Annotated in this window: 19 protein-coding genes; 5 read left to right on the top strand and 14 right to left on the bottom strand. The window is 44.3% G+C overall.

Annotation, left to right across the window (positions count from 1 at the left end; all coding sequences use genetic code 11):
• Positions 1 to 299 precede the first annotated feature (299 nt).
• Positions 300 to 449 carry a hypothetical protein gene (locus WA381_RS04470; RefSeq protein WP_155279892.1) on the top strand — a complete coding sequence of 50 codons (150 nt, stop codon included), beginning with the start codon at positions 300 to 302 and terminating at the stop codon, positions 447 to 449.
• A gap of 722 nt (positions 450 to 1171) precedes the next feature.
• Here the strand turns inward: WA381_RS04470 and WA381_RS04465 are convergent.
• The 3 genes from WA381_RS04465 to WA381_RS04455 all read right to left on the bottom strand — a co-directional run bounded on the left by WA381_RS04465 (position 1172) and on the right by WA381_RS04455 (position 4519).
• The gene (locus WA381_RS04465) at positions 1172 to 3433 is read right to left on the bottom strand and encodes a molybdopterin cofactor-binding domain-containing protein (RefSeq protein ID WP_061485789.1); all 2262 of its coding nucleotides are present in this window, start codon (positions 3431 to 3433) and stop codon (positions 1172 to 1174) included.
• Complete coding sequence (locus tag WA381_RS04460; RefSeq protein WP_014976393.1) at positions 3430 to 3936, bottom strand: (2Fe-2S)-binding protein; 507 nt, start codon at positions 3934 to 3936, stop codon at positions 3430 to 3432. The genes WA381_RS04465 and WA381_RS04460 overlap by 4 nt, the downstream gene beginning before the upstream one ends.
• A gap of 367 nt (positions 3937 to 4303) precedes the next feature.
• On the bottom strand, positions 4304 to 4519 hold the full coding sequence (locus WA381_RS04455; protein ID WP_061485790.1) for a PGPGW domain-containing protein: 216 nt from the start codon (positions 4517 to 4519) through the stop codon (positions 4304 to 4306).
• 327 nt (positions 4520 to 4846) lie between these two features.
• On the opposite strand from WA381_RS04455, the gene WA381_RS04450 reads away from it, so the two are divergent.
• Positions 4847 to 5263, top strand: coding sequence for a DUF4826 family protein (locus WA381_RS04450; RefSeq protein ID WP_014949321.1), 417 nt, complete (start codon positions 4847 to 4849; stop codon positions 5261 to 5263).
• 47 nt (positions 5264 to 5310) lie between these two features.
• On the opposite strand, the gene WA381_RS04445 is transcribed toward WA381_RS04450, so the two are convergent.
• From WA381_RS04445 to WA381_RS04415, 7 genes are all read right to left on the bottom strand, one after another.
• A complete protein-coding gene (locus WA381_RS04445) occupies positions 5311 to 5769 on the bottom strand; it encodes a GNAT family N-acetyltransferase (protein ID WP_014949322.1) in 459 nt (152 codons plus the stop codon).
• Between the two features lie 9 nt (positions 5770 to 5778).
• Positions 5779 to 6945: a JmjC domain-containing protein gene (locus WA381_RS04440; RefSeq protein WP_039229486.1), complete on the bottom strand. Its 1167-nt coding sequence runs from the start codon at positions 6943 to 6945 to the stop codon at positions 5779 to 5781.
• Between the two features lie 355 nt (positions 6946 to 7300).
• A complete protein-coding gene (locus tag WA381_RS04435) occupies positions 7301 to 8134 on the bottom strand; it encodes an adenylate/guanylate cyclase domain-containing protein (RefSeq protein ID WP_061485791.1) in 834 nt (277 codons plus the stop codon).
• A 107-nt stretch (positions 8135 to 8241) separates the two neighbouring features.
• Positions 8242 to 9609 carry an adenylosuccinate lyase gene (purB, locus tag WA381_RS04430; protein ID WP_039229483.1) on the bottom strand — a complete coding sequence of 456 codons (1368 nt, stop codon included), beginning with the start codon at positions 9607 to 9609 and terminating at the stop codon, positions 8242 to 8244.
• 13 nt (positions 9610 to 9622) lie between these two features.
• The gene (hflD, locus tag WA381_RS04425; RefSeq protein WP_061485793.1) at positions 9623 to 10249 is read right to left on the bottom strand and encodes a high frequency lysogenization protein HflD; all 627 of its coding nucleotides are present in this window, start codon (positions 10247 to 10249) and stop codon (positions 9623 to 9625) included.
• Positions 10249 to 11376, bottom strand: coding sequence for a tRNA 2-thiouridine(34) synthase MnmA (gene mnmA / locus WA381_RS04420; protein ID WP_044556785.1), 1128 nt, complete (start codon positions 11374 to 11376; stop codon positions 10249 to 10251). The genes hflD and mnmA overlap by 1 nt, the downstream gene beginning before the upstream one ends.
• A gap of 353 nt (positions 11377 to 11729) precedes the next feature.
• Positions 11730 to 12272, bottom strand: a complete 543-nt coding sequence (locus tag WA381_RS04415; RefSeq protein ID WP_014976399.1) for an rRNA large subunit pseudouridine synthase E — start codon at positions 12270 to 12272, stop codon at positions 11730 to 11732.
• A 514-nt stretch (positions 12273 to 12786) separates the two neighbouring features.
• Between WA381_RS04415 and WA381_RS04410 the strand changes: the two genes are divergently transcribed.
• Positions 12787 to 15006, top strand: coding sequence for an NADP-dependent isocitrate dehydrogenase (locus WA381_RS04410; RefSeq protein WP_061485794.1), 2220 nt, complete (start codon positions 12787 to 12789; stop codon positions 15004 to 15006).
• 479 nt (positions 15007 to 15485) lie between these two features.
• Here WA381_RS04410 and cspD read toward each other — a convergent pair whose 3' ends face one another.
• Positions 15486 to 15704 (bottom strand): cold shock domain-containing protein CspD, encoded by a 219-nt coding sequence (gene cspD / locus WA381_RS04405; RefSeq protein ID WP_014949330.1) that lies wholly within the window; start codon positions 15702 to 15704, stop codon positions 15486 to 15488.
• 243 nt (positions 15705 to 15947) lie between these two features.
• On the opposite strand from cspD, the gene clpS reads away from it, so the two are divergent.
• Both clpS and clpA read left to right on the top strand, forming a co-directional pair.
• Positions 15948 to 16268 carry an ATP-dependent Clp protease adapter ClpS gene (clpS, locus tag WA381_RS04400; RefSeq protein WP_014949331.1) on the top strand — a complete coding sequence of 107 codons (321 nt, stop codon included), beginning with the start codon at positions 15948 to 15950 and terminating at the stop codon, positions 16266 to 16268.
• A gap of 24 nt (positions 16269 to 16292) precedes the next feature.
• Positions 16293 to 18569: an ATP-dependent Clp protease ATP-binding subunit ClpA gene (gene clpA / locus WA381_RS04395; protein ID WP_014949332.1), complete on the top strand. Its 2277-nt coding sequence runs from the start codon at positions 16293 to 16295 to the stop codon at positions 18567 to 18569.
• A gap of 177 nt (positions 18570 to 18746) precedes the next feature.
• Here clpA and infA read toward each other — a convergent pair whose 3' ends face one another.
• The 3 genes from infA to aat form a co-directional block, all read right to left on the bottom strand.
• Entirely contained in the window at positions 18747 to 18965 is a 219-nt protein-coding gene (gene infA / locus WA381_RS04390) for a translation initiation factor IF-1 (protein WP_014949333.1), read from the bottom strand.
• 75 nt (positions 18966 to 19040) lie between these two features.
• On the bottom strand, positions 19041 to 19763 hold the full coding sequence (locus tag WA381_RS04385) for an arginyltransferase (RefSeq protein WP_014949334.1): 723 nt from the start codon (positions 19761 to 19763) through the stop codon (positions 19041 to 19043).
• Positions 19760 to 20506, bottom strand: a complete 747-nt coding sequence (aat, locus tag WA381_RS04380) for a leucyl/phenylalanyl-tRNA--protein transferase (RefSeq protein WP_039229718.1) — start codon at positions 20504 to 20506, stop codon at positions 19760 to 19762. The genes WA381_RS04385 and aat overlap by 4 nt, the downstream gene beginning before the upstream one ends.
• Positions 20507 to 20523: the final 17 nt, after the last annotated feature.

Below are 20523 nucleotides of genomic sequence, written 5' to 3'. Positions count from 1 at the left end.
TAGGGTCAGAATTATCTAGTTTTCCATCTAACGTCGTGTTATTTCACGACGTTATCGCTTTGATATTATTGAAAAAGAGACCATAAGGTCTCTTTTTTTGTTAGGCAACTTAAAGTGATGGCCACTCATCTAGAAGCAAATCTTTGCTCGTGTTTCATTCCTTAAAAAAACTGTGGTTATTTAGCAAAACTATGCATTTTTGCGTGTTGAAAACATGACTTTGTGTAATTAAAAATGTAATATTACAAAGTGACTTTCACTTTGAATCTTTGATTAATAATTAACTTGGTTGAATTCTCATGGCACATAATGACAGCGCAGTTTCAGTAAATACTTCCGAAGAAAACGTTATGCAATCACGCTCTGTGGTAGAGCAGTTGGCGGAAGCGCAAAAAGAAATTAACGAGCTTAAAATGCAGTTAATGTGGATGGAACGCAACTACGAGTAAGAATAACCTGTTAGAATAAGGCGGGAATTAACCGTCAAACACTGAAAGTGTTTTCCTTCTAATTGTAAGGTTACAGGTTGATTTACAGTTTGAATGAAAGGAGGTCATGTTGGCCTCCTTTTTTGTCTCTAATGGTTGTTTGCTGCTCTTAAGCAATGGCTTAGTTAGTTGGAAATGGCGAATATGCTAATGACTAGGTTTTTTCGCCTTTTTGATGTGCAACAAAACTCAAGACCTTCTTATATTACTTGGTTAAATTATGTCCGGTTGGATTAGTGTGCTATTGTAAATAACGTTTGGCTAACAGTATGCATGAGGCAGGGAGGGAAACTAAGATGGCTTATAAATTTAAGTTTTTTGCACAACCTGTAATCAGTAACATCAGAACGTTCTGTGAAGCTGCGCTGGTTGAATTCACTATTGGTCTGATATGTGCAGTTTTCGCCTATGCAAGTTATGGTGTTTTTATTCACCTTTTTGTTGCTTGCGTTGTTATCTCGATAGCGTGTTTTTGCCTAAGTATCTATAACTTATATAGTCTTTTCTATTATTCATAAAGCAATTCGTTTTTTCGCTACTATTGAGACACACTCGAATACAGCATACATCCATAAAAAAGGGTTAACACAGTGTGTGTTAACCCTTTTTGATATGATTGCTTGTCTTAAATAGCGTTAGTATTTATTCATCAAACCAGCGATTAAGCCGAATCTATAGAATGCTTACGCTTTAAGCTGGTTACCAATAGGTAGCTGGCGAATACGCTTACCGCATGCAGCAAAAATGGCATTGCACAGCGCTGGCGCATACACGGGGGTTGCAGGTTCACCTACACCTGCTGGCGGCGCATCGCTTTCAATTACTTCAACTTCTACCTCTAGTGGTGAATCGCTCATGCGCGGTACACGGTAGTTGTGGAAGTTACTCTGCTGTACACGCCCTTTATCAAACGTTATACCGTCACTGATTGCTGTTGTGGTACCGTAAACCGAGCCGCCTTGGGTTTGGTTTTTAACCGTATCGGTGTTAACTACAGTACCTGCATCAATCGCTACCCATGATTTAATCACGCTAAGATCGCCAGCGTCAGACACCTCAACTTCAACCACAGTAGCAACGTAAGTTAAAAAGCTACGGTGCGCAGCAATACCCAGTCCGCGGCCTTTAGGCATGTTGCGGCCCCAGCCTGCCATGTCAGATACTTTCTCAATTACATTGCGAAGACGACCTGTATCCAAAGGATAAACCGACTTATCACCCCAATAGTTTTGATATTCGGCTTTTTGATCCGTCACATCAATAATTCTATCAGGACCAATTACTTCCAATAGGTAATCTTTAGCGTCTTTGCCTGCTTTGTGGGCTGCTTCATTAATAAACGACTGTACAGCAAACGCGTGAAAGATGTTCGATACTGAACGCATCCATCCAATACGGGCTTTGGCTGGCGCTTCACCGCGCTCTAACTTCATGTTGGGCGTAAGAATAGGGTTATCCGTAAAGCCCAAATCTAACTCAAAGCTAAAGGGTGCGTTCGCGCCCTCTTGGAACGTAGAGGCAATAGGTGAAAACGCGGTTCTGTGAAGATAAGCGTCAATTTTACCGTTTTCATCAAGTGCAGCTTCAACATGTTGAGCGGAAACCGCGTGATAGAAACCGTGCTGAATATCATCTTCACGTGTCCATTGAACGCGAATTGGTTTGCCCGTTTTCATTGATAGGAATGCTGCTTCCGCTGAAAAGTCAGGCTTAGACTTACGCCCGAAAGCACCACCTAGCATGGTAACGTGAACATTGATTTTTTCTTTGTCCATGCCAACCATAGCGCCCACGGTTTCCATATCAGCCTGCGGATTTTGTGTTGCTGCCCATACGTCAACGCGATCTTTATAGTACATGGCAGTAGCACATGGTGGCTCCATTGGGGCTTGTGCTAAATGCGGCACGTAATAGTCAGCAACCAGTTTGTCGCTGGCTTTTTCTAAAACGCTCAACGCATCGCCTTTTTCTCTAACAAGCGCTTGAGGTGCATTTACTGTGTTAAGCAACTGCTCTTTAAAGTTCGCTGAGTTATAGTCGCCATTTGCGCCATCGTCCCAGGTGACGTCTAATGCTTTGCGGCCTTGCCATGCTGCCCATGTGTTGTTAGCTATAATGGCTAGCCCACCTTTTGGTTGGAACTGAGGCGCACCTTTTGGCGCTGGAATTTCAATTACATCAACAACGCCATTAACCGCTTTTGCTTTATCTGCATTGAAGCTTTTCATCTTACCGCCCACTACAGGTGGGCGTTCGATTATAGCAACAAGTGCTTTTGGCTCGCGCACGTCGGCGGCGAAGGTTGCTTTACCGGTAACGATATCTTGAAGGTCGATATGCGCCATACCGGTATTGATGTAACGCCATTCTTTCCTTTCTTTAAGCTTAAGCTTATCTGCTTCTGGCGGCGTAATGGTTAATGCATCGTCTACTAAGTCTTTATAAGCAAGCGTTTTACCTGAAGTGTGTGTTACCACATGCTGCTCGGCAACACAGGTACTTGGCTCAACACCCCAACGCTTAGCTGCTGCATGTTGCATCATATAACGCACGCTTGCGCCCATTTCTCGAAGACGCTGCATATTGAAGCGGATACTACGCGAGCCATCGGTGTTTTGGTCACCGTATTTGGGGTCGCCTTTGCCTTGAATAACAATGACTTTGTCCCACGCAGCTTCCATCTCGTCAGCTACAATTTGCGCAATGGCGGTTCGGATCTGTTGACCCATTTCGCTGCGGTGACACGTTACTTCAACCATGCCGTCAGGGCGAAGTGCAATGAACAAGTTTGCGCGCTTTGCGTTTTCCGCTGGCTTTGCTAATACGCCAGCCATGGCGCGAGGTGCACCACCCATAAAATAGGTACCAAGAACCAGTGCACCCGCCGCTGCTGTCGATTTTAAGAAACTGCGGCGATTCATATCAAAATAGGTATTCTCACTCATGCTTCTTCTCCCGCTTGGGTTGGGTCAAAGTAGCTAACGCCAGCGTTGCTGCTTATTGATTTCGACGCAGACTTAATGGCCTTGTGAATGCGAGGGTACGTGCCGCAACGACAGATGTTGCCCGACATATTCTGAACAATTTCTTCGTCACTTGGCGTTGGGTTGGTTGATAATAGACTGGCAGCTTGCATGATTTGCCCACATTGACAGAAACCACATTGTGGTACTTTGTGTTCTACCCACGCTTTTTGGACAGGGTGATCGCCATTTTCGCTTAGCCCTTCAATAGTGGTAATTTTTCTGCCTTGAACGGCTGATACAGGCAATACGCAAGAGCGTTGTGCCATGCCATCAATGTGAACAGTACAAGCGCCACATTGCGCCATACCACAGCCAAACTTAGGTCCTGTAAGATTTAATTCGTCACGAAGGTACCACAACACTGGTGTTGATGGGTCACCAGAAAATTCGTGTTTGTTACCATTAACGGTAAACGTGATCATGGTCTTGTCTCCATAGGTAAGCGAAAGATATGACTTGGACCAGATTGTTTAAATCTGGCCTACCCAAGCAGCGCAATGCGGGGTCAACGCATTGCACAAAATCATATCGATACGGTTACATTGCCTGATGATACGAACTATCTAAGATGCTGAGCATGCTCAGATAATTGCCACTATTATTATTGTTAAAGGCTTCGCAATTTATACTTTAGTTTACGTTAACACGCATTGCATCATTACGCATTTACATAAGTTTAATTGCTAACACTTTGCGACAAAGTGGTGAGAGATGAAGAGGGGGGCGAAACGCACTATGCGTTATGGCGTGCTCAACTTTCTAAAAGCACACCTGTTAGAACAAAAACAATTAACGCAGCTTTCGCATAAGAAGAAAACGATCAATTCTACGGGCACCACTCGTCATTGTTTTTTGGCTGTATTTGAGCCAGCTTCGCGCTTTTGGCCAGTCGTAACTTAAGAGCACTAAACCGCCTATCACTAACAAGATAGAGCCCGGAAGTAATGTTAGAACAATACCGCCGATAAACAAGATTGCTCCAAGGGTAATTCTTACTATTCGCATGTATAAACACTCGGCTTGGTGAAGTTTTCATCTCACAGTTTCGCCCAAAGATGCACATTTGCCAATATGAAAAATGTAAATGTTTGTGCCCGATCTTTGAATAACTGGGTGTTGGGTATTCTTAAAGATTGTCGAATAAGTAAGCGGTTAACACCTTCGGTGGGCACAATGCCCTAATTGCGGTGGAAAGCAGGGATGAAATAAAGTACAAAGATAAAAAAGGCGTACGCTACGAACTAGTGGCAAAACTGCCTAGAAGGTAACTGAGACATGGGTATCAAGTAGCAGTACTAGTAAGAACAGATAACGATAATAATGAGAGTAAAAATGGCAGAACAACCAGAAAACCAACCAATCAGTGATGAAGAACGCGCAACGTGGGTACGAGAACAGTTTCAAAAGGCAAACAAATTTTTAGCGGAAAATGGTGTGTTGTTTGATTCTGTTATTACCGAAGAAAGTCGTTATTTAATGCCGTACCTTGCAGTTTGGAAAATTAGAGCAATGGACAGTAAACGCTATTGGGTTATTAGTGGTGATTTACCTTCTGATTACACATCAGTCGATAACGCCAAAGACGCCAAGGACGTACTGCGTCACTTTGCTATGCATTGGCAGTTGAAAGCAGAAAATCTCATTAATGCAGAGGGCGCAGACGATACTCAAAAGGCGTTTGGTGCTTTACTAATTAATCGTGCTGAAAGCTTGTTTGCCATGCAGAACGCGCCAGATCTTTGGAACTAATTCCAGGCAATAGCCTGTATTAGTGAGACGTTTTGTAAATACATAGCTTAATGAAGTTGAGTCACGTCCGGAAGAGGAAATCGCTCTGCCGGACATTTTAGGCGCTGTCTTGGAACGCCTGCGTCCATAAATACTTGCCCGTCGGGAATAAAACCAATGGATTGGTGATAGGACACGCTTTCTAAATTGCAGACTACTTTGATAATGGGGACGTTGTTTTGCTTTGCCGTGTTAATCAGCGCTTCAAACAAAGCGCGATAAACAGGCAATGTTCTGTGGCAGCGCTTAACAGCAATTCGGCCTAGTTCGCCTCGTTTGGTTAAGCGCCCAGTGGCAATGGGTTCGTTTTCATCATTGACGATAAGCACATGGCACGCCGAACTGTCGTGTTCGTCGAACTCGCTTGCCTCGGGGACGCGCCACTCTAAAACAAATACATGTTCCCTTAGTGCTTTCAGTCGATGTTTATCCTTTTCCCAATCGACGTTTTGTATCGTAAACGCCATACTTACCTGTTAACCTTCGAACCATTCCCAGTAACCATTATTGATAAGTGTAGTTAAGGTTTCTAAAAATGTAAAAGAAGGCGCGTCTTGGCAACACGTTGCGTTCAAAACGCCTCCTGATGCCAGCACTTCAAACCATTCTTGGTCACTTTTGCCAAATTCGAACTGACTGCCATTTACAAAGAGTGCGCGAGGAAGACCACGCTTACCGTCACATAGTAATGCACGCACACCCGGTGCAGGAACAAAGCTAATGCCTGCGGCAAACTCATTTGAAATTTGCTCTAGCGATACTTCGTCTTCTAGCGGATATTCAGGAATGCCTTGTTCACTCATGGCTTCTAGAAGTGCCAAAGTAAAGTCTTCACCGTTTATCGCATCTATGAGCTGCTGCTTAAGAATGGCAACATCGCTTGGATTTACCCAAGCACGATTGCCTTGCATAGAGCGGCTTGCATCGGTAAAGCGATAATTATGTGCGCCTTTATCCAACATCATCGCCAGGCTTTCCGCTAGTTGCAGATTGTCCGGAGCACGATAACCCACAGAGTAGGTGAGGCTATCTTCAATTGTCGCTCCATCATGAGGCCAGCCCGGTGGTACGTACACCACATCGCCAGGCTCAACCACAACATCTATAACAGGGTCGAAGCCTTCAATTTGTCTTAATTTTGGATGTGGAAAAACTTCTTTATAGTCCGCCGGCTTGCCCACACGCCAGCGTCTTCGGCCCTTACCTTGAACTAAAAATACATCATATTGGTCGATGTGAGCACCAACGCCTGCACCATTGGTGGCGAAGCTCACCATCAGGTCGTCCAATCGCCAATTAGGGATAAAAGAAAAGGGATCTAGTAGAGGGGTTACGTCGGGCACATATTTATCTACGCCTTGAACTAGTAATGTCCATTTGCCCTGACATGCTTTGTCAAAATCGGTAATTGGCCCTTGTTCAACATGCCAGCTGCCTTTCACGTTGCTAATAATACGTGCATCCACTTCCGACTCTTGTGCTAGACCGGCAAGATCGTTCTCATCGATAGGATCTACAAAGTTGTCAAAGAAGTGTTTGATGACTACCGGCTTTTGCTGCCAGTAGTTTTTTAGAAAGGTTTCTGCATTAAAGCCGTTTCCAGATTGTGCATCAATAATGTACGAATTGTCGTTAGTGGGCATAGTGTCTCTTATAGTAAGCCAATTAAATGGGTTTAATCTGTTGATTTAAGTATTGTGCGTGGCGTTACAAATATGCGGTAAGCGTTAGCACTTTGTCAAAAGCGAGGTTGAAGCTTATGCGCGGCATTATCGATTATTGAAACGTTTATTGCTACCTTGCATTTGCTTCACCTGATTCAGTAGGGAGAGCCGAATTCATAACGGTTCGCATAGATAATTACCCACTCAGCGAAACTTAACATGTTCGTACTCGCGGCGAGTTACTGCAGGTGTAATTCATCTAACTTAGAAATCACGTGCTTTTTAGCTCAATGTTTACATGACATGGGTGGTTATCAGATGCGCTAGACAGGAGTTAGCAAACGTATGCGCTCATTAGCATTGTTTTCGTGTGCAGCTGTTTTGGTAGGAATGTGGTTTCTTTGCGATTTTCGCCACACATTTTTGACTCACTGAGTTTCCGCTTGTCGTGTTCACGCGTTGAAAGCTCAGTGTTAGCGTTTATATTTGAACCACAAGTGAAGTACGTATTAAAGGAACAAGGGTTATTCGCACTCGCGCTAGAGCGATGAATAATCTGTCGTTTAACCAGGCTGTAAGACTTCTCACAAATAGCAATTGTATTAGGTGCTGTGTATTGCTCTAACATTGCAGCCCTATTTACCGTAGTCCCCCAAATATCAAAGCCTGCAAGCGGGCGAGAAGATTGGCCGGCAAGTAAAGAGCCTGTCGCAATGCCAACTCGCAGTTGGCTTGAAGATGAAGCTAAAAGGTCGTTGCTATTTACAAGCTCGCGAGCGCGAAATGCGAATTCGATGGCGTTCACCAGAGCGTTCAAAAGCGAGTGTGTTGTACTACTGTGTTCGCCGTTAAAACCAACCGCAATATATTGATCGCCGTTTGTTTTTAATGGCGAAAGGTGTAAATCAGCGGCAAGCACATCGAATTCAGAAAACAGGCTATCTACAAGTCTGGCGCATGTAATGTCGCCATATTTAACTGAGAGTTGTTGGAAGCCTGATAGGTCACAAAAAATGACGACGGCATTTTTTATACAGCTTTTTAAATTCGCGGCACTACTTTTGGTTTCCAGCGTTGTACTTAACACCTTCGAAACCGTGGGGGAAAGCACAACACAGTGTTTTTCCTGCAATGAGAAAGGAGTGTGGTTCGTGTTGCGTAAATCCATTTGCTTGCTCCCACGGGTATGTGAAAATTCAATGTAGAGAAATTTAGGAATAAAAAAAACGCGGTACTAATGACCGCGTTTTTCAGTGTAGTGGAAAGCGTAAGGGCTTATAACTGATCTACAAGCCTGATTGCATCGCCAATGTATGTAGCAGGCGTTAATGCCTTAAGCTCTGCTTTGGCCGCTTCTGGCATATCTAGGTTATCAATAAATTCAGCAATGACCTCAGCGTTTACTTTCTTACCACGGGTCAGTTCTTTTAGCTTCTCGTATGGCTTTTCAATACCGTAACGACGCATAACAGTTTGAATAGGCTCTGCAAGCAGTTCCCAATTGTTGTTTAGCTCGTTAAGTAAGCTTTGCTCATTAACTTCTAACTTGCTGATACCTTTCAAAGTAGCCTGATACGCAATAACCGCATAACCTACACCGACGCCAAGGTTACGTAGTACGGTTGAGTCAGTAAGGTCACGTTGCCAGCGAGAGATAGGAAGCTTAGCTGCTAAATGGTCAAAAATAGCGTTCGCCAGACCTAAGTTACCTTCTGAATTTTCGAAATCGATAGGGTTAACTTTGTGTGGCATGGTAGAAGAGCCGATTTCGCCAGCTACCGTTTTTTGCTTGAAGTGACCCAGTGCAATGTAACCCCAAACGTCACGGTCGAAATCGATAAGAATGGTGTTAAAGCGCGCAATGGCATCAAACATTTCTGCAATATAGTCATGCGGCTCTATTTGCGTAGTGAACGGGTTCCAGGTTAGACCTAGTGAGGTAACAAACTTCTCTGAAACTTCGTGCCAATCTACATCTTTATACGCTGACAAGTGTGCATTGTAGTTACCCACTGCACCGTTAATCTTACCAAGTAACTCAACACCTGCGATTTGGCTACGCTGACGCTTTAGGCGAATAGCCACGTTTGCCATTTCTTTACCCATGGTGGTAGGTGAAGCAGGCTGACCGTGAGTACGTGCCATCATAGGTACGTTCTGGTAGCGCTTAGCAAGCTCTACTAGCGCTTCAATTAATTTGTCACAGTAAGGAAGAATAACGGTCTCGCGGGCTTCGCGAAGCATTAAGCCATGTGAAAGGTTGTTGATGTCTTCAGACGTACACGCAAAGTGGATAAACTCATTTACTGCTGAAAGCTCACTATTGTCGGCAACCTTCTCTTTAAGAAAGTATTCAACCGCTTTCACATCGTGGTTTGTTGTGCGCTCGATTTCTTTGATGCGCATGGCATCTTCAACACTAAATTCAGCTACTATTTTGTCTAGTAGTGCATTTGACGTGTCTGTAAAAGCAGGAACTTCTTCAATTTGTGGGTTAGTAGACAGCATTTGTAACCAACGTACTTCTACTTCTACACGGTATTTTAATAAGCCGTACTCACTGAAAATACTGCGTAATTCTACGCTTTTGCCAGCATATCGACCATCGACAGGGGAAATTGCAGTTAACTGACTCAGTTCCACCTTAAGCTCCTCACTAGTTTATTAATCGTAGTGCTTTAACAGCACTGTTAAGAATGTGTTTGCGTTTAAATAAAATGTTTCTTCGTTTTCCACCCATCTGACGCCACATTACTGCAGCCCTAACACCTGCAAGCAAAAGCGCACGCACTTTATGCTGAGTAGCAGGTTGGCTTAAATAATCTGGGTTACCAGCTACCTGAATACGCGGTGCTAGCGGACTGATGATATCGCTGTAAATGCTCGCTAAAGAGGAGACTATTTGTGGGTTTTGGAAATCGATGTGAGCAAGCTGGCGCTGAACATGGGAAATACGTTCGCCCAGTTCCTGCATTGCTTTAGACTTTCTCGCTAGCTTTCTTTCAAGGCCTAGAATACTAGCTATATAGCGGGTTAATTCCGTATCTTTTGTTGCTTGTTTGTCAGATAGCTGTGCTGCGAGTGTGGTGTAACCGGTTTTTAAGTTAGCGAGCTGGCCGAAAACCTGTTGAGGTGTTTCTGGGTCAGTAACCAGTATGCTCGATAAGCTGGCCTCTATAGCCTCGTTATCGGCAGAACCTCGTCTGGCAAGCTGTTGAACCAGCGCAGCAGCTTGACATACACCTGCAAGTGCTAGGTTATTTTCTATGTCGGTATCTAACATCAGCGAATATAACTCTCAATAATACCGCCGCCAAGGCAAACTTCGTCACTATAGAACACCGCTGACTGCCCCGGCGTTACCGCCTTCTGCGGCTCATCAAACATCACTTCAATGGTGTCGTCTTGAGTTGGCGTTATTGTACATGGGATATCGGCCTGACGATAACGGGTTTTAACTACCGCGCGCACAGGTTCTGTAATTGTTTTTCTATCCACCCAGTGTAGCTGCTTTGCTACCAAGCCTTTCGAGTATAGGCGAGGATGGTCGGCACCTTGGCCCACAATAAGTACGTTGCGTGCAACATCTTTATCTACCACATACCAAGGGTCGTCACCGTATTTGGCTAATCCACCAATGTGTAAGCCTTTACGTTGACCTAGCGTGTGGTACATCAAGCCTTCGTGTTGGCCAATTTCTTCGCCTTCTGCTGTTTCAATAACGCCAGGCTGAGCTGGAAGGTAACGAGCAAGGAAGTCTTTAAATTTGCGTTCACCAATAAAGCAAATCCCGGTAGAGTCTTTCTTATCGTGAGTGATAAGACCTTGCTCCTCGGCAATTTTGCGAACTAATGGCTTTTCGATGTCACCCACAGGGAAGAGCGTTTTAGCAACGTGCTCTTCGCCCAATGTGTAAAGAAAGTAGCTCTGGTCTTTATTGTTATCAAGACCGCGTAGCATTTGCCATTTACCGTCAACTTCTCGGCGACGAACATAGTGACCAGTTGCAATGTAGTCAGCGCCAAGGTCTTCTGCTGCAAATTCAAGAAACGCTTTAAACTTAATTTCTTTGTTGCACATAATATCTGGGTTTGGCGTACGGCCCGCTTTGTATTCCTCTAAGAAATACTCAAACACGTTATCCCAGTACTCTGCTGCAAAGTTAATGGTGTGCAGTTCAATGCCAAGTTTGTCAGCAACCGCTTGAGCATCTTTTAAATCTTCTGCAGCGGCACAGTATTCATCGTTGTCGTCTTCTTCCCAGTTTTTCATGAAAAGACCTTCAACCTGATAACCCTGTTGTTGGAGTAGGTAGGCTGAAACAGACGAATCGACACCGCCGGACATTCCGACGATCACTTTTTTGCTGGCGTTAGATTCAATATCACTCACTATGGATTGCACACTCATTTGATTAATAAAAAAGAAACCGTATTTGTTAAATCAGTCACCAATTAACATGTTGATAAATATGCTAAGGCGCTTACCCACTCAGTGGGCTATACCACTAATCAGCCACTTACAAATCGGCCCGTTTTCGAGGTCGCGGATTTTATCAGATTCCGATAGCTAATTCACATTTAATCCTTATCTGATTAAGTAATTAAATATGTGCCAAGCGGCGGTTGGCCTTTGCTGTAAAAAATTGTCTATATGCAAAGATGAACAGCAACCTTTAACAGCGCTAAAAATCCGTAACGTTTCGGTGCCTCTTTTAGTGTGGCCAAGGAAGGTGATTTCAAGTATTAGAAATTGAATTGCCTTTAAAAGTGAACGTAGCTGCCATTATCAATACCATCAATGGTCCAATTACCCACGCGATATCTGATGAGCCGAAGGGTGGGGTAGCCGACGTGCGCTGTCATACGTCGCACTTGTCTGTTTCTGCCTTCTGTAATGGTAATTTCTACCCAGCTAGTAGGGATCGACTGTCTAAAGCGTACGGGCGGATTCCGCGGCCACACGCTAGGTGCTTCCATGGCCTTTACTTTAGCGGGGCGAGTCATTCCATCTTTTAATTCCACGCCGTCACGCAGCGCCTGCATTGCTTTTTCGTCCATAATACCTTCAACTTGCACCCAATAGGTTTTGCTGGTTTTAGCTTTTGGGTTAGCAAGTTTATGCTGAAGCTTTCCGTCATTGGTGAGTACGAGAAGACCTTCCGAATCTCTGTCGAGTCGTCCTGCGGCATACACACCGGGAACATCAATATAGTCCTTTAGGGTTTCTCTACCGTCTGCATCAGTAAATTGAGAAAGAACTTGAAAGGGCTTATTAAAAAGCACCACTTTTGCGTTTGAAGACATATTACTTCCGCTTGTTTAAATTCAAAATTTCGGGGGGGGATTTTACGACAAATGACGATGCTTCGCATGGGAAAATCAACCGCAAATAGTGGTTTGCTCAATGAAGTTTGTCGATAAATTCGGTGATCTTATGAGTTAAGACAATGGTATGACTTGTAACTCAAACTTTCGACCCTATACTAATGGTCGCTCCCATTTTTATAAGAGAGCGCATCTGCATAATTATTAGACAGTTTTAGCAGTGATAAGCGGGCTTGCTTATACATCGTATCTCGAAATTGCGTACGACTAGGTAGTCGAGTGCAAAGCCATGAGATGCATATTGCTAACATAGGGAATTGAATAATATGTAGGGAAGAAAACAGCAAGTGACCTAGTGCTTAATAAAAGCAAAAGGTGGAAAACATCAAATACGTTTCGCAATGACTGTGGGCGTGACATGAACATGTTGCGGGTTGTTGCGACCTAATGGACTAAAGACGACAGTACCCTGTCGAGAAAATTGAGGTATATAATGACCAAGTCTAAGATCATCTACACGAAGACTGATGAAGCGCCAATGCTGGCGACTTACTCACTTCTTCCTATCATCCAGAAGTTTGCTGCGGCTGCAGATATCGACGTTGAGCTAAGCGATATTTCACTTGCTGCACGTGTTTTGGCAAATTTCCCTGAGTATCTTTCTGAAGAGCAAAGAGTGCCAGACGCGCTAGCTGAACTGGGTGAGATGACCCAAGACCCGAACGCTAACATCATCAAGCTTCCAAACATCAGTGCCTCAATTCCACAGCTTCGTGCAACTATCAAAGAATTAAACGCAAAAGGCTTTAACGTACCAGCGTTCCCTGATTCACCAAAAACTGCTGAAGAAGAAGACATTCGCGAACGTTACGGTAAGGTGCTAGGTAGTGCAGTAAACCCTGTATTACGTGAAGGTAACTCAGATCGCCGTGCCCCAACCGCAGTTAAAAATTATGCACGCAAGCACCCGCATTCAATGGGTGAGTGGTCTCAAGCATCACGTTCTCACGTAGCTCACATGCGCGGCGGCGACTTCTACTCGGGTGAGAAGTCTGTAACCGTGGAAAAAGATGGTTATGTAAGCATTGAATTTACGGGTAAAGATGGTAGTAAGAAAACCCTTAAACCGCGTGTGGACTTGCTAGCTGGCGAAGTTATCGACGGCATGTTTATGAGCAAAAAAGCGCTGTGTGAATTCTTCGAAGAGCAAATTGAAGATGCGAAAAACACAGGCATTCTTTTCTCACTACACGTAAAAGCGACCATGATGAAGGTGTCTCACCCAATCGTGTTCGGTCACTGTGTAAAAGTATTTTACAAAGATCTATTCAACAAGTGGGGCGACCTGTTTGAAGAGCTAGGTGTTAACCCTAACAATGGTCTTGGTAGCGTTTACGACAAAATTGCGAGCTTACCTGAAAGCCAGCGCTCAGAAATTCAAAAAGATATCAACGCATGTTATGCCGACCGCCCACCAATGGCGATGGTGAACTCTGACAAGGGTATCTCGAACCTTCACGTACCAAGTGACGTAATTGTTGATGCTTCTATGCCAGCCATGATTCGTAACTCTGGTCAAATGTGGGGACCAGATGGAAAGGCGCACGACACGAAAGCGGTAATTCCAGAAAGTACTTATGCAACCATTTACCAGGAAGTTATTAACTTCTGTAAAACGCATGGTGCATTCGACCCGACAACGATGGGTACAGTGCCTAACGTTGGTCTAATGGCGCAAAAAGCAGAAGAGTACGGTTCACACGACAAAACGTTTGAACTAGAAGCAGACGGTACTGTGTCGATTATTGACCAAGACGGCAATGTTCTTATCTCTCACGATGTTGAAGAAGGTGATATCTGGCGTATGTGTCAGGTGAAAGACGCACCTATTCAAGATTGGGTTAAGCTAGCAGTAACGCGTTCACGTCAATCTGGTATGCCTGCGGTATTCTGGCTAGATGACGAACGTGCTCACGATGCGCAACTTATCAAGAAAGTTGAAAAGTACCTACAAGACCATGATACCAACGGTCTAGACATTCAAATTATGTCTCCTGTACGCGCTATTCGCTACAGCATGGAACGTGCAATTCGCGGTCTGGATACCATTTCAGTAACGGGTAACGTACTTCGTGATTACCTTACTGATTTGTTCCCAATCCTAGAGCTTGGTACCAGTGCTAAAATGCTATCAATTGTTCCGTTGATGGCTGGTGGTGGCCTTTATGAAACGGGCGCGGGCGGTAGTGCACCTAAGCACGTGCAACAGTTCGTTGAAGAAGGTCACTTGCGTTGGGACTCACTCGGTGAATTCCTGGCACTTGCTGTATCGCTAGAAGATGTTGCTATTAAGCACAGCAACACTAAAGCAAAAGTTATTGCTACTGCACTTGATAAAGCAACGGAAAAACTACTAAACAATGGTAAGTCTCCGCTTCGTAAAGCAGGTCAGTTGGACAACCGTGGTAGCCATGTTTACCTAGGTCTATACTGGGCTGAAGAAGTAGCGAACCAAACGGAAGACGCAGATCTAGCTGCGCAATTTAAGCCAGTGTATGAAGAGTTGTCTGCGAAAATTGACGACATCTTGGCTGAGATTGATGCAACGCAAGGTAGCGCGCAAGAAATTGGTGGTTACTACTACCCTGACGAAGACAAGCTTTTCGCAACCATGTCTCCAAGTAAGACATTAAAAGCTATCTTAGGCGCATAGTATTTTGTGTATATGCGTTAGGCTTATAGGTCTAGCGCATAGAATAGTACTCTCAAACCTGAGAAGCTATTTCAAAACAAGGTTTAAAAGCCCTCTCTTCAAACGAGAGGGCTTTTTTTATGTAGAACCACTATACCTGCGCTAACACGCCGCGATTACGAACATTTTAAACCTAGCTGAGTAGGCAATGGTCTACGCGGACTGGTATAAGGGGTAATAAGGGGTAGGGCGATATACCTTATGTTTTGGAAACGAATGTATAAGCGGGAGATAAAAGGAACAGGAAAAAAGCTCGTTGATTGTCTAATTTGAGCTAGTACGCAACTTTAATACACAACGTTAAGATAACGTAATGCTTATTTTTGTGGGGAAAATTTAAACGCACTTATCCGCACAGGCGCTTTACTGCACCTACACATTTTGAATGGCAAGAAAAGCAAAAGCCCGACGTAAAAGGTCAGGCTTTAAAAATTCTTTTCTTAACGCTCTGGTTCTTCTTTGAAGCCAATGTTCTCAGCGTGAAGACCTTTAGGCCCTTGCTGAACTTCGAACGTTACTTCTTGACCCGCTTTTAGCGAACGGTAGCCTTCCATTTGAATCGTAGAGTAATGCGCGAAAATATCTTCGCCGCCGTCCTCAGGAACGATAAATCCAAAACCCTTTGCGTTGTTAAACCATTTAACTTTGCCAACCGCCATACTTCGACTTCCTCTTAATCCTTGAACTCACGAGTATATGCCCCCATTATAGATCCGGAGACACGGTGGAAAGAGTATTGATTGTAGCTGCTACGCAGTAAGTTATGTCGTAGCTAACGTGCAATACTCAAAACCACTATACAAAATGTAGATTTTTTAACCATATTATGTCAAGGGCAAATGTGAATAAATTTATCCAAAAGTTTGTACACATATGTGCCATTAAACCACTATTATTAAGTTATGAGTAAAGACAACGCTATTAGTATCGAAAAGGAAAAACAGAAAGACGCGCAGCGACAGAAGCCGCAGCCGCCTCCCATGTATAAAGTGTTGTTGAACAATGACGACTATACACCGATGGATTTTGTCATTGAGGTACTCATGCAGTTTTTCAATATGGACGCTGAGAAAGCCAACCAACTTATGCTGACCGTTCATTATCAAGGAAAAGCCGTGTGTGGCATTTTTACTGCTGAGATAGCAGAGACAAAAGTGATGCAGGTTAATCAGTACGCACGCAAACATCAGCACCCGTTGATGTGCACGATGGAGCAGGCATAAGGTTTTTTGTAGAGGGCGAGCAATATGTTAAATAAAGAATTAGAACAAACGTTAAATAACGCGTTTGTATTTGCCAGAGAGCATCGTCATGAGTTTATGACGGTTGAGCACTTGTTGTTGGCATTGCTTGATAACTCAGCTGCTCGCGATGCGCTCAAAGCATGTGGTGCCGATATTGAGGCAATTAAAAGCGAACTGTTAGCTTTTGTTAAAGATACTACGCCTCTCATTTTAGATGACCAGTTAAACGAACGCGAAACTCAGCCCACGCTCGGTTTCCAGCGCGTGCTGCAGCGTGCGGTATTCCACGTTCAGTCGTCTGGTAAGGACGAAGTTACTGGCGCCAACGTACTTGTTGCTATATTCAGCGAGCAAGAGTCTCAGGCCGTTTATATTCTCAAGAAGGCGGATGTAACGCGCTTGGATGTGGTGAATTTCATTAGCCATGGCGTAAGCAAAGCGGATGATGATGAGCCCGTAAACCCTGAAGCGTCGGAAGAGGCTGAAGCAGGCGAAGAAGGTGGCTCAGCATTGAGCAAATACGCAACTGATCTAAATCGTCACGCGAAAGACGGCAAAATAGACCCGTTGATTGGCCGCGATTCGGAAGTAGAGCGCACTATTCAAATTCTATGTCGTCGTCGCAAAAACAACCCTCTGCTAGTAGGTGAAGCGGGCGTAGGTAAAACGGCGATCGCAGAAGGTCTTGCATACAGAATCGTTAACGAAGACGTGCCTGATGTTATTGCTGAAAGTACCGTTTATTCACTGGATTTAGGTGGCCTTCTTGCTGGTACTAAATACCGTGGTGACTTTGAGAAGCGTTTGAAAGCAATTCTGAAAGAGCTTGGCAAAGACAAGAACGCCATTTTGTTTATTGATGAAATCCATACCATTATTGGTGCTGGCGCTGCGTCGGGCGGTGTAATGGATGCGTCAAATTTACTTAAGCCTAAGCTATCAAGCGGTGAACTACGCTGTATCGGCTCAACTACATATCAAGAATATCAAGGTATTTTTGAGAAAGACCGCGCCCTTGCACGTCGTTTCCAGAAAGTTGACGTTACTGAGCCTAGCGTCAGCGATACCACAAAGATATTGCTTGGCCTTAAGAGTCGCTACGAAGAGCACCACAATGTGCGTTTCACTCAAAAGGCGATTCAAGCTGCGGCGGAATTGTCGGCTAAATACATCAACGAGCGTCATCTTCCAGATAAAGCCATTGATGTAATGGATGAGGCAGGCGCAAGCCAGCGCTTGTTGCCGCCTTCTAAGCGCAAAAAAACGATAGGTGTGGGCGACATTGAGCAAATTATTGCAAAAATGGCGCGTATCCCTGAGAAGTCTGTATCAGCTTCTGACAAAGAGGTGCTTAAGAACCTTGGCCGCAACCTTAAAATGGTTGTGTTTGGTCAGGATAAGGCTATAGAGACGCTTAATGACGCTATATTGCTATCACGTTCTGGACTTGGAGCTGAAGCAAAACCAATTGGTAGCTTCTTATTTGCCGGTCCAACTGGTGTTGGTAAAACAGAAGTAACCCAACAGCTGGCTAAAATCATGGGTGTTGAGCTTGTACGTTTTGATATGTCTGAGTACATGGAACGTCATGCAGTTAGCCGCCTCATTGGTGCGCCTCCTGGTTACGTTGGTTTTGACCAAGGCGGTCTGTTAACAGATGCGGTAATCAAAAACCCGTACTCAGTAGTGCTGTTAGATGAAATTGAGAAAGCGCATAGCGATATCTACAATATTCTTCTTCAGGTTATGGACCACGGTACGCTGACTGATAACAATGGACGTAAGGTTGACTTTAGAAACGTAGTGTTAGTGATGACCACCAACGCAGGTGTTCAAGAAACGGTACGTAAATCTATTGGCTTTAAGCAGCAAGATCATAGTCACGATGCGATGTCTGAAATCAATAAGGTGTTTACACCTGAATTCAGAAACCGCCTAGATGGTATTATTTGGTTTAATCATCTTGATCCTGAAATCATCTTGCAGGTGGTAGATAAGTTTATTATTGAGCTTCAGGCACAGCTTGACGTTAAAGGCGTGTCGCTAGAGGTCACCAGTGCAGCCCGCGCTTACATGGCTGAGAAAGGCTATGATAAGGCAATGGGTGCACGTCCTATGGCGCGCGTCATTAAAGATGACCTGAAGAAAGAGTTGGCGAACGAGCTATTGTTTGGCGAGTTATCTAAAGGCGGAAACGTTAAAGTAGACTGCGTTGATGACAAACTTACCTTTGAGTACACAGGTGTAGGTGCAACGTCTGAAGAAGCAGAGCCAACCTAATGTAATAAAGCATGTAGCGCTAGGTAGAAAGGCTAATGTCGTCTATCAAGCGCTGTATCTTCGTTAGTAACTTTGTTTTTAGCGATAGTGCTTCGAGGATGAAATAGGTAAAACCCAGATACGAAAAAGCCCGATCTTAATCGGGCTTTTTTTATGCGTTACCGCTTAAATGGCTCATTATCTTGCGCGATAAACGATACGACCTTTGGTCAAATCGTAAGGAGTCATCTCAACGGTGACCTTATCGCCAGTAAGAATACGGATATAGTTCTTACGCATTTTACCAGAGATGTGTGCAGTCACTACGTGACCGTTTTCTAGTTCAACGCGGAACATAGTGTTAGGTAGCGTGTCTAACACAGTACCTTCCATTTCAATACAATCTTCTTTTGCCATGTAAAGCAGTTACCTCAGTAATTCAAAATTTTTGCCGCGCAGACCTTACCCAATCTTGGGTTCGGTGTAAAGCAATTAAGTGGGTATTTTACTATTTTTGCTAAATAGATGCCATTCATTGTCACTAAACTGCTCAAATGGCAAAAATTTGTGCTTATAAGACATTTTTTGACAACCCTCTACGTAATAGCCCAAATAAACATAGTGGTGGCCTAAACGCCTCGCTTCCTCAATTTGCATGAGTATCATCCATGTACCTAAAGACGCAGAGCTATAGTCAGGGTCGAAAAACGTATAGAGCGCAGAGAGGGCACCCATATGTTCGTTAGCATCGACGACGTCAGTGACAGCCACTGCAATGAGCTTGTCGCCATCATAGGCCTCTAGGTAATGGGTTGTCATCCAATCACATAAAACGAAATTGTCGAACTGGGTTCGTGACGGCGGATACATACTACCGTCGGCATGTCGCTCCGTAATGTAGCGTTCATACAACGGGTAGTATGTGCTTTTAGTTTCACTAACTAGCTGAACGCGAAACCCTTGGTTGGCCTTTAACAGCCTTTTTTGACTGCGAGAGGGGGTATAAGCATTCACCGGAATTCGCACCGACTTACACGCCTTGCAGGCTGGGCAGTGTGGACGGTAAATTTGTTCACCGCTTCGTCGAAATCCCACTTGAATAAGTTGCGAGTATCGCCACGCCTGAAAATCATTATTTTCGGCGTATACTAATAATTGCTCTTGCTCATCGGGCAAATAGCTACATGAAAATGATTGGGTTATACCAAACTTCACGGAGTAATCACTCTTGGCTTCCAACGATTAAGGTAGTCTTCTGACAGCCTACCGTCTTCAGTTAAAGTGTGGTTGTTGTTTTCCAGTTTTTCAATAAAGTTTTCACGGGATAACACATTCGCACCAAGGGATGACAAATGATCGGTAGGAAGCTGGCAATCAATAAAGGCCATATCGTGAGACTTCATGTGCTCAACCAACGCCATCATAGCAAGTTTTGAGGTATTACTTTCCCGGTGAAACATCGATTCACCGCAATATACCTTGCCAATTCCAACGCCATATAGTCCACCCACCAATGTTTCGCCGTCCCAAACTTCCACAGAGTGTGCTAAACCCAAACCATTGAGCTGCCGGTAAGCCCCAATCATGTCATCGGTAATCCATGTTTCGCTATTGAGTTCACCTGTGTTTGGGTTTTTACGAGGGGTTGATGAACAGGCTTCAATTACTCGGTCGAACGCATAATTTAACGTTACCGTGTATTTTTGTTTTCGAGCAAGCTTCTTAAGGCTTTTCGATGCGACAAAATTGTCGAGTTCAATAATGGCTCTGGGGTCGGGTGACCACCACAACAGCGGTTCGTCATCACTGAACCAAGGGAAAATGCCCTGTGAGTAGGCAGAAAATAAACGTGCAGGACTGAGGTCGCCACCAAATGCTAGCAGGCCGTTAGGTTCGTCTAATGCAGTGTCGACTGGAGGGAAGGGCGCGCCTTCTTCGATGTAATGTAACGCTATCATAATCGGGCCAGAAAAAA

Source organism: Alteromonas sp. CH_MED4-4 (assembly GCF_037029575.1).
GTDB classification, from domain to species: Bacteria; Pseudomonadota; Gammaproteobacteria; order Enterobacterales; family Alteromonadaceae; genus Alteromonas; species Alteromonas macleodii.
The sequence above is the reverse complement of the archived record's forward strand: the minus strand, read 5'-3'. Positions and strand labels throughout refer to the sequence as shown.